This window comes from Spirulina sp. 06S082 (assembly GCF_034932145.1).
GTDB lineage: Bacteria > Cyanobacteriota > Cyanobacteriia > Cyanobacteriales > Spirulinaceae > CCY15215.
In genome coordinates this window covers 1-8183 of record NZ_JAYGHV010000067.1, presented here as the reverse complement: position 1 = coordinate 8183, position 8183 = coordinate 1, and the positions used below count along the sequence as shown (strand labels likewise).

At 44.6% G+C, this 8183-nt stretch carries 9 protein-coding genes and 2 pseudogenes; 6 read left to right on the top strand and 5 right to left on the bottom strand.

Going from position 1 to position 8183, the window contains the following annotated elements; all coding sequences use genetic code 11:
- Nucleotides 1-1753: protease Lon-related BREX system protein BrxL (gene brxL, locus VB714_RS06560; protein WP_323222349.1), on the top strand; the 1753-nt coding region annotated here is incomplete at its 5' end.
- A gap of 12 nt (nt 1754-1765) precedes the next feature.
- Here the strand turns inward: brxL and VB714_RS06555 are convergent.
- Nucleotides 1766-2380 (bottom strand): BrxA family protein, encoded by a 615-nt coding sequence (locus VB714_RS06555; protein ID WP_323222347.1) that lies wholly within the window; start codon nt 2378-2380, stop codon nt 1766-1768.
- A gap of 246 nt (nt 2381-2626) precedes the next feature.
- Between VB714_RS06555 and VB714_RS06550 the strand changes: the two genes are divergently transcribed.
- The 3 genes from VB714_RS06550 to VB714_RS06540 all read left to right on the top strand — a co-directional run bounded on the left by VB714_RS06550 (nt 2627) and on the right by VB714_RS06540 (nt 4798).
- Nucleotides 2627-3529 (top strand): hypothetical protein, encoded by a 903-nt coding sequence (locus tag VB714_RS06550; RefSeq protein WP_323222345.1) that lies wholly within the window; start codon nt 2627-2629, stop codon nt 3527-3529.
- 71 nt (nt 3530-3600) lie between these two features.
- Nucleotides 3601-4095: a crossover junction endodeoxyribonuclease RuvC gene (locus VB714_RS06545; protein WP_323222344.1), complete on the top strand. Its 495-nt coding sequence runs from the start codon at nt 3601-3603 to the stop codon at nt 4093-4095.
- A gap of 34 nt (nt 4096-4129) precedes the next feature.
- A complete protein-coding gene (locus VB714_RS06540) occupies nt 4130-4798 on the top strand; it encodes a hypothetical protein (RefSeq protein WP_323222343.1) in 669 nt (222 codons plus the stop codon).
- Between the two features lie 7 nt (nt 4799-4805).
- Here the strand turns inward: VB714_RS06540 and VB714_RS06535 are convergent, their stop codons facing one another.
- Together VB714_RS06535 and VB714_RS06530 are read right to left on the bottom strand one after the other, a co-directional pair.
- Nucleotides 4806-5207 (bottom strand): hypothetical protein, encoded by a 402-nt coding sequence (locus VB714_RS06535; protein ID WP_323222340.1) that lies wholly within the window; start codon nt 5205-5207, stop codon nt 4806-4808.
- A 147-nt stretch (nt 5208-5354) separates the two neighbouring features.
- Nucleotides 5355-5606 carry a zinc ribbon domain-containing protein gene (locus tag VB714_RS06530; protein WP_323222338.1) on the bottom strand — a complete coding sequence of 84 codons (252 nt, stop codon included), beginning with the start codon at nt 5604-5606 and terminating at the stop codon, nt 5355-5357.
- Here VB714_RS06530 and VB714_RS06525 point away from each other — a divergent pair.
- Nucleotides 5595-5933: a GUN4 domain-containing protein gene (locus VB714_RS06525; RefSeq protein ID WP_323222337.1), complete on the top strand. Its 339-nt coding sequence runs from the start codon at nt 5595-5597 to the stop codon at nt 5931-5933. The two genes, VB714_RS06530 and VB714_RS06525, sit on opposite strands and share 12 nt — an antisense overlap.
- A gap of 310 nt (nt 5934-6243) precedes the next feature.
- On the opposite strand, the gene VB714_RS06520 is transcribed toward VB714_RS06525, so the two are convergent.
- Together VB714_RS06520 and VB714_RS06515 are read right to left on the bottom strand one after the other, a co-directional pair.
- Entirely contained in the window at nt 6244-7092 is an 849-nt protein-coding gene (locus VB714_RS06520) for a hypothetical protein (protein WP_323222335.1), read from the bottom strand.
- A gap of 173 nt (nt 7093-7265) precedes the next feature.
- Nucleotides 7266-8084: pseudogene (locus VB714_RS06515) on the bottom strand (DNA/RNA non-specific endonuclease).
- On the opposite strand from VB714_RS06515, the pseudogene VB714_RS06510 reads away from it, so the two are divergent.
- Nucleotides 8060-8183: pseudogene (locus VB714_RS06510) on the top strand (IS4 family transposase); the annotation flags it as partial. The pseudogenes VB714_RS06515 and VB714_RS06510 sit on opposite strands and share 25 nt — an antisense overlap.

Here is an 8183-nt window from a genome sequence, read left to right as displayed (position 1 = left end):
TATCGATCGCGTCACCGTCAAACTCAATGAGAAAGAAGATTTCTATCAAGGGGAACTCGGCAACTTAGGCATCAAAGAAGTGGTGATTGACCCAGAGATGGCCACAGATAACCCCAAACTCTTGGGAGGGGGGATTTGGTGCATTCTCAAACTCGAATACGAAGCGGGAACGAAACCCAGTCCCTTTCTCGTGACCAGCCTCAAACCCATCCAAATGCCCTCCATCGATACTTCGGAATTGTTTGCAGGTCGCCCCCAATTTACCCGCGAAGAATGGATCGATCTCCTCTTGCGATCGGCGGGACTCGAACCGACGACTTTCACCGAAGAAGTCAAATGGCATTTATTGGCTCGCATGATTCCCTTGTGCGAGAACAATTATAATTGCTGCGAATTGGGCCCGCGATCGACGGGAAAATCCCACCTTTATAAGGAAGTCTCGCCCAATTCCCTTCTCGTTTCTGGGGGTCAAACCACCGTTCCCAATCTCTTCTATAACATGGCCTCCCGTCGGGTTGGGTTGGTCGGCTTGTTTGATGTCGTTGCTTTTGATGAAGTTGCGGGCATTCACTTCAAGGACAAAGACGGCATCCAGATCATGAAGGATTATATGGCATCGGGGTCATTTGCACGGGGCAAAGCCGAAATTAACGCCTCCGCTTCGATGGTATTTGTTGGCAATATCAATCAAAGCGTGGAAACTCTGCTGAAAACTTCTCACCTGCTTTCCCCTTTTCCCGCAGAAATGATCGATACAGCGTTCTTCGATCGCTTCCATGCTTACATCCCTGGTTGGGAGATTCCCAAATTGAGTCCCGAAAACTTTACCAAGCAATATGGTTTTATTGTGGACTATTTGGCGGAGTGGTTGCGAGAGATGCGAAAGCGGAGTTTTGCCGATGCGATCGATGGCTATTTCCGATTGGGCAACAACCTCAAACAACGGGATGTTCAAGCCGTTCGCAAAACCGTTTCCGGACTCTTAAAACTTTTATTTCCCGATGGTTCGCAGAGGAAAGAAGATGTAGAAACTGCCCTAATTTATGCCCTTCGGGTTCGTCGCCGAGTCAAGGAACAACTTAAAAAAATTGGCGGCATGGAATTTTACGATGTCCATTTTAGTTATATCGACTTAGAAACACTTGAGGAACATTTTGTGTCCGTTCCCGAAATTGGCGGAGCCAATCTCATCAGTCCGGATCTGCTTCCTGCCGGACATTTACATTTTGTCACCCAAGGCGATAATGGAACAATTGGAACTTATAAACTGGAACTCCAAACTGTTCAAGGAACTGGGAAATTAGTGCGAACTGGAGGAGCGAGTGCGAGTAAAATTAAAGATGCGCTCAACATTGCCTTTAATTTTTTCAAAGCTAACGCCCATCGAGTCAGCAGCACGATTAATTCTACCAACACCGATTTTCTCGCTCAGATTCTCGATTTACAGGGAACTGGCATTCCAGAAGAGGGAGGATTGAGTTTGTTTATTGCCTTGTGTTCTGCTGCCCTCAAACGGAGCGTTCAAGCGCAATTGGCAATATTTGGAGAGATGACATTAGGAGGAACGATTACGCCCGTTCGCAACCTTGCAGATAGCTTACAAGTCGCATTTGATGCGGGGGCGCAACGAATTTTATTACCCATGTCAAGTGCAGCCGATCTCTCCTCTGTTCCGCCAGAACTATTGGCGAAATTTCAAACTTCTTTTTATACCGATCCGGTTGATGCTGTTTTTAAATCAATGATTGCCTAGGCTTGATAATTGTTAATTATTAATTGGATTGAGCATCAAAATTAAAAAATGTTCGAGTCCGTCGGATTTTAACTGCTGTTGGAGAGGGAGAGGAACGGGAAGGGCATAAATTTCATAGCTTCCGCGAGGAGTAATGGATTTGAGAAATCCTGCTTCTGTCAAAATTTTTAAGGTGTTGCTTTGAGTTTTTTGATAAGTCGATTCCGACCAAGCTGCGATTGTCGAACTTTGTTCTCGCTTGGCTGTAAAAAAAATCTGCAAATCTGTTTTAAAGATGCGTTTTTCAAAGTTTTTAAGTTTACTCAATAACACTTCTTTAATTAATTCCTGCAATAAACGATTTTCCCGCAGGATAATAAACAGATTGGTAAACCGTTGAATATCCGAATTTCCCTTAGCGAGTAACTCAATGTAAGGACTGGCAACCGAACGAAGTCGCTTTTGGATGGTTTGTAAAGCTCGCTGGCGAGATGCGATCGCTCGTAATTCAAAGAGATCGCGATCGATGGCAATATCTCGAATTTCTTCAGAACTTACTCCTTGCTCTATTAGTTTTGCTATTTCTACCGTTTCTCGCAGGATGAAAGAATAGTTGGTATGAGCAACATAGTCAGCTTCCCCTAACATTAAACTGTTCCAATTAGAGCAAAATATTCGATCGATTCAGGTGCAGATTGGGTGGTATCTGTCCATGTCAATCTTGTTGGTCTTTAGAATCTTGTCTTATTCTACGCTGCCTTTGCTCAATTCTTTGAAATTATCGTCAAACTGCCCAATCGAGTTTTTAAGAGGATTCTCATACCGCTATCGCGATGAGTTCGAGAACGGCAATAAACCTGTCGTTCTTCGTCCTTTCATTCGCTGCAACGGATTATGAGAACTCAACTTCATCGACAATTGCTGAACTTAGATTATCGCACTCGTCAACCTTACGGACGCATCGAAATCTTAAGCGATCGCTCGTCTAAAAGTCAGATTCACTTTATTGCCACTCGTCCCATACCGCGATCGCTCTCTCTATTTTGGCAGCTTTTGCATTGCCTCGAATCGCAACTGGGAGGCAATCTGTTCGATCTGGCAGAAGAATATTACGATCTGGCACTCGACACAAAATTAAATGGAGAAAGTGCTTCTCTATCCAATCATCTTAATTCTTTGCCCTCAGAACTCATTCATACCCTAGAAATTGCTGCCGAATGTCAGGCAAAAACGCCAGATCCAAAAATTCGCGATACGTGCTTAAGCACACGCTGGCGCGAACGCCTTTTCCAACTCATCCAAAAGCTGGAAAGCACAACTCCCTTAGATGCTGACAGTTTTGCGGAAACAGCACTTCCCTTAGTTCGAGAAGTGATTCTGCAAGCACGAGAAACAGGAAAATCCGTGGCAGAAGTCGTTGAATCCTATCGGGTTGAAGAATCAGATCCACTGCGCTGTAATATTCTCAACTGCCTATTTGAGGATGCTGTTGCCAATTTACCCCAAGGCATCCGACTCGCTCGAATTATCGGCAATCCTGATGTTTCTTTCCTCACACAACTCGAATCGCAACCCCCTTTGGATTCGATCAAAGTCTCTTCGCTTTATCTCAGTGAAGGAACAATCGTGCGAGTGATAAAGTGTTTGTGGGAGCAACAACTCGACTTTGACATTGATAACTGCCAGGAATTGTCTCTTCCTCAGTCTGCCATGTGTCGGACGGAGGCAGGTCAGTTGTGTCTCGTTCCTCGCGAAGCACTGCAATTTCTTGGTGACGGGCAGGACGGCGATCGCTAAAATATGTTGTAATAGGAAACAACTAAAATATCTGCACCCATTTTAGGGGGACAGGCGAGCGAGAAAATTGGATGAGCGATGAGAAGATATGGTTGGGATTGGATCCGGGTTTAGCAACAATAGGATGGGCGGTATTGACAGAAGATCGCCAAGGTACTCCTCAACTCCTCGATTACGGCATCATTGAAACCGATGCCGATCTCTCCACCCCTCAACGGTTGGTTGAAATTGAACGAGATTTGGTCGAACTCATTGAAGAATTTGAACCAACGCAAGCCGTGATGGAAATGCCTTTTTTCGGTCGGCATATCAAAGCAGCCGGTGGGGTTTTACAAGCAGTGGGCATTATCAACCTCGTCTGTTGTCGGGAGGCAGATATTGAACCAGTTCAACTCCACCAATCCAGTTGGAAGGCACATTTGGGGAATGGGAGGGCAACGAAAGGGGAAGTTGCAGAAATTATTGCGACTTTATTCGATATGGAGAATCTCCCCGTTGATGATTCGGTAGATGCGATCGCTATTGGTTATGCGGGTTTGTGCGGGTTGACCAACAACATCAGCTAACGCTTTATCGGTGTCGAAGCACGAAACGACACCGATGGAACACCCCAAACAAGTTCAACTGCTCGATATTCCAGAGCAAGGCGATCGCCCGAGTTCCAACCCACGAACTCAAAAAATGTTGCGCTTGCTGCTGGAGATGGATTGTAGCAATGAGTTAATCGCTGCACTACTCGAACTTTCTGAATTTTCGATTCATCACATTCGCTATTTGGCAGGACCAATCTCGGTTCACCAGTGCAGTTGGAGCGAAAGTTTGCCCCAGTGGTTGCCCAAAGCCATTTATCTCGATCGCTTCGATGCTATTGTTGCCGAAACTGAAAAAGGAATTGTCGGAGAATTGGCAACACCGAGCGAAGTGGCGGCTTGTATTTATCCGGCGACTTTAATTGCTCCTTTGGAGCGCTATTGGGCGGCTGTTTATCTCTGGGCAGCCAACGAAAGTATGACCAAACACGGAAAATTGCCGGAAGGTCGAACTTTTTGGGAGGTGCAGGGAATACAACCCGTGCAAATGTCCGGTTACATCAAGACGGAATGTTACGATCGCATTGCCAGAGATATCCGCCGCCGCGTCGTAGAAGCAGGCAAGCAAAGAGGTTGGGGCAAGAAACGAAAAGCAGTCAAGTCTGATACTCAACACAAAAAACAAGCTGTAGCCAATCCCTCAGACGATGAAGGCGATCGCCAGATTTCCCTATTTTGAGAAGGCATCACTCTTCCGTCAGAATGCTTTCAATTTCTTGCAATAACGATTCCAAGCGCTGCTTTTTATCGGGATTGCTCCAGACTTTGGACTTCTTCAGGGAACTGTAAGCGCTGTCAAGTTGCTTCTGAATGGGAAGTTTTTCCGGTTTGGGATTCAGTGCGGCGATGCGCTCTTTAATTTGGCGGATGGAAAGATTTTCCGAAATTGCGGCTTCGAGGAGCGATCGCCGTTGTTCCTCGTCTTTAATGCGAGAAATAGCCAGCGCTTTGGTATAAGCCAATTTTCCCTGACGCAGTGCCTCTAGAATGTCTTGGGGAAGTTTCAGTAAAGGCAAGCGATGGGTAATGAAAGAATCCCAACTCAACAACGATCGCGAGTTCGGATTCTGCTTCTTTGGGAATGTCATCGAGAAATGCACTTATGCTGCGTCGTTGTTTAGCTTGGGTCTCCGTCGGTCGAGACTTGCTGTGTTGAGTCGCTTTACCAAAAACTGAACTTTTAATCATTCCTCGTGACGTTCTCTCCCGGCAAATCAAAGATTCTGTCGAGGGCTTCAAAAAAGACTGAGTTGAACCCATTCTTTTCTAGAAGTTTCTTGCTTCGCAGGCTGACTATCGCCTAAGCCTCCACAAGCAGAGACGATGAGACCCACCGCCTGTAATTCTTCAATTGCCCGATTGAGAATATTTATCGCAGCATTTTCATCTCGATCTAGACTCAATCCGCATTTTGGGCATTCATGGGTGCGGACTGAGAGAGTTTTAGGAACTTTTATGCCGCAACCACTACATTCTTGAATGGACACTTCGGTTTTTCAGTTCAGAAGCGCATTTATGAAAGTTTGGGAGAGGCAGAAAAATACGATTATGAAATCTGGAAAAAGTTTGGTACTCTCGTCGGATGGCGCGTAAAAGGAACATGGTTGTATTACAAAGATTTTACTTTCAACGCTTCAGCACCCCAAGGACATCTCCCAGGGGTTAGTTGTGGTGGGGGAAAAGGCAAGTGGGAGCTTTGGGGTGTCGGGACTTTTATTGCAACGTGGGTGCGAGATTATGATGATGATGGAGAGTGGTGGAGAAGTGTGGTGGGTACTGCTATTTTCTATCGCCTCAAGGATTGTGGAATGTAATATATAAGAAACTTTGTTGATAGTTCAGTGAAGCATAATCAAGTTTTTTAACTAGCAGTATTTACTAGCAGGTCGATTGGCACACATGAATAGTATTGAATTATCACCTTCAGGTGGTGTGATAACAAAAGTATAGCCATCAAAAACAAACATTGAAGAAGATAGTAAATACTTACTTTTTCGATAAGTAAAACCCGAAGCACCTTTGTGACAAATTATTTCTAGAAAAAAGATTTCTTGAATTATTCCAGAAAAATTATCTGTACAATAGCATATTTTATTGAAAAAACTCCAATCGTTTGCGATCGCATCAATTCAAACCAGCTTCTACCAGCACCAGACGCAAATCCGCACTCAAACCGAGTCGTGTCGCCCACTCTTGCAGATAATCGAGATCGAGCAATTCTCCTTGAACCTTGAGAATGCCCAAAACATCCCGCCACTGCTTTTCCGACTGACTTTGCTGTCGCCATTGCAGCTTGCTTAAAATCGTATCTTCGGGACTGGCATAATACAAAATCCGTCCTTCTTCCATTGAGACTGCCTGCCGTCGTTCCAATTGCACTCGATCGAAAGGTGTCGTCCCCGATAAAATCAAATCCCCTCGGGCAATCGTTGCAATGTGAATAACTTGCAGGATATCGAGCCGCCCGCTTTTCACATCTTCTACACCCGCCACGTAAAATCCAGATTCTTCGAGGGAGGCGATCGCTTCATCGAGTCGATCGCGCTGCATGGACACCACCACGTCTAAATCGCGAGTGGTGCGGGGTTCTCCATACAAAATGGCTGCCGATCCGCCGGCAATGAAATACTCGATTTGTAGGGATTCAAACAGGTCGTGTAACAAAAAGGCAATTTCTAACGGGTCTTGAATCCACATTTTTTCATTGTTTCCCGGTACGAACGCCCTCGGGTAATCGTCTTGCAACCACGCCCTCGCTATTTTCTCCGCCAAAGCTATGCCCGTCAAGTGAGGAAAACGCCGCTTGATACTTTGCAACGATAATTGTCGGGTTCGCTTCATCAACGCCCGCGCCATCCCGTATCGCTGCAAGGGCGATCGCGATCGCAGCAGCAAAAATTCCAAGCGATCGGCTTCTGCGATCGTATCTTCTGCTTGGGGGCGATAGCCCGATTGTTTGAGGTCAGTTACCATGCGATCGAATCCCTAACTCAAAGCTCTTTAAGCAAAAGTGTTGAATGATAGAAATCAAAGAGGTTTAAAATCATTCCGATTAAGCCTTGATGACTACTTATCGAATTTTAATCATGCAGGATCGGTAGTAAAAAAACTAAAATGGAAGAGTTAAATCTCTTACAAGATCCTCATTAAGGTTTGAGAGAAAGTGGATGTGGTTCACCCTCATCAGGCCATTCATCAGATTTATAAGGTTGTGCTTTATTGGGTGTAATATATGCGTCTGCTTGTGTAGTCTCGGTTGTAATTTCTGAATCAACCGACTCTATAAGTATAGCGACTTTCCATGTCCATTCAGGAACATCCATGTTATTTTGGAAGTTAGTCAAATTCGTATTAAATCGACTTTTGTCCGGCAAAACGCGAGATTGTGGTTCAGATTCTGTCTTATTACCAAAAGCTCCAGCTATAATATATTGGTTCTGCTTGGGTAATGGATTGTTATTTTCATCAACAGCAGCGTAAGCATCATTCATATTTTGCTTTTCAAGATTTCTCCAAGCAGAAGCTGAAGGAGGGTTTGTTGGGTAAAACCTATTATTATCTATTGCTTGAGGTATTAAGTTAGTTACCATATAGGTTTCTAGCGCATCTTTTGGATTACGGTTTCTTTGGCTATCAGGAGCTAAATGTCCTCTATCCATCCCTGTCCTCACAAAAATCCTGTCATCGACTTGATGTGCTGTATCGGGTCAGAAAATATCTGTGATAAACTTGCTCCCCGAGCTTCGTGTATCGGGATTTGTGCTAATCCACGATTGATTTAGTTGCCAACTTACCCAATTGGAAATTCCTGTTTCAGTATTGTAAGAGACAGTATAACCGGGTCTTTCAATTAGTAAATTTGTAGTCTGTTGAGTTGGATTCCATCGAGCATTAGTTGGATTACCCAGTGTAAGATGTTCGCTCCGGAAAGCAACATCAAAAAGACCCTTGGTATATCTTAACAACTTTACCAAACTTGGAGTTAACCTTATCCTTTTATCGAGCTAGATGGAGCATTGAAACGATGTTCAAAGATTGTAAAACGGGTGGTTATAATCTGGAAA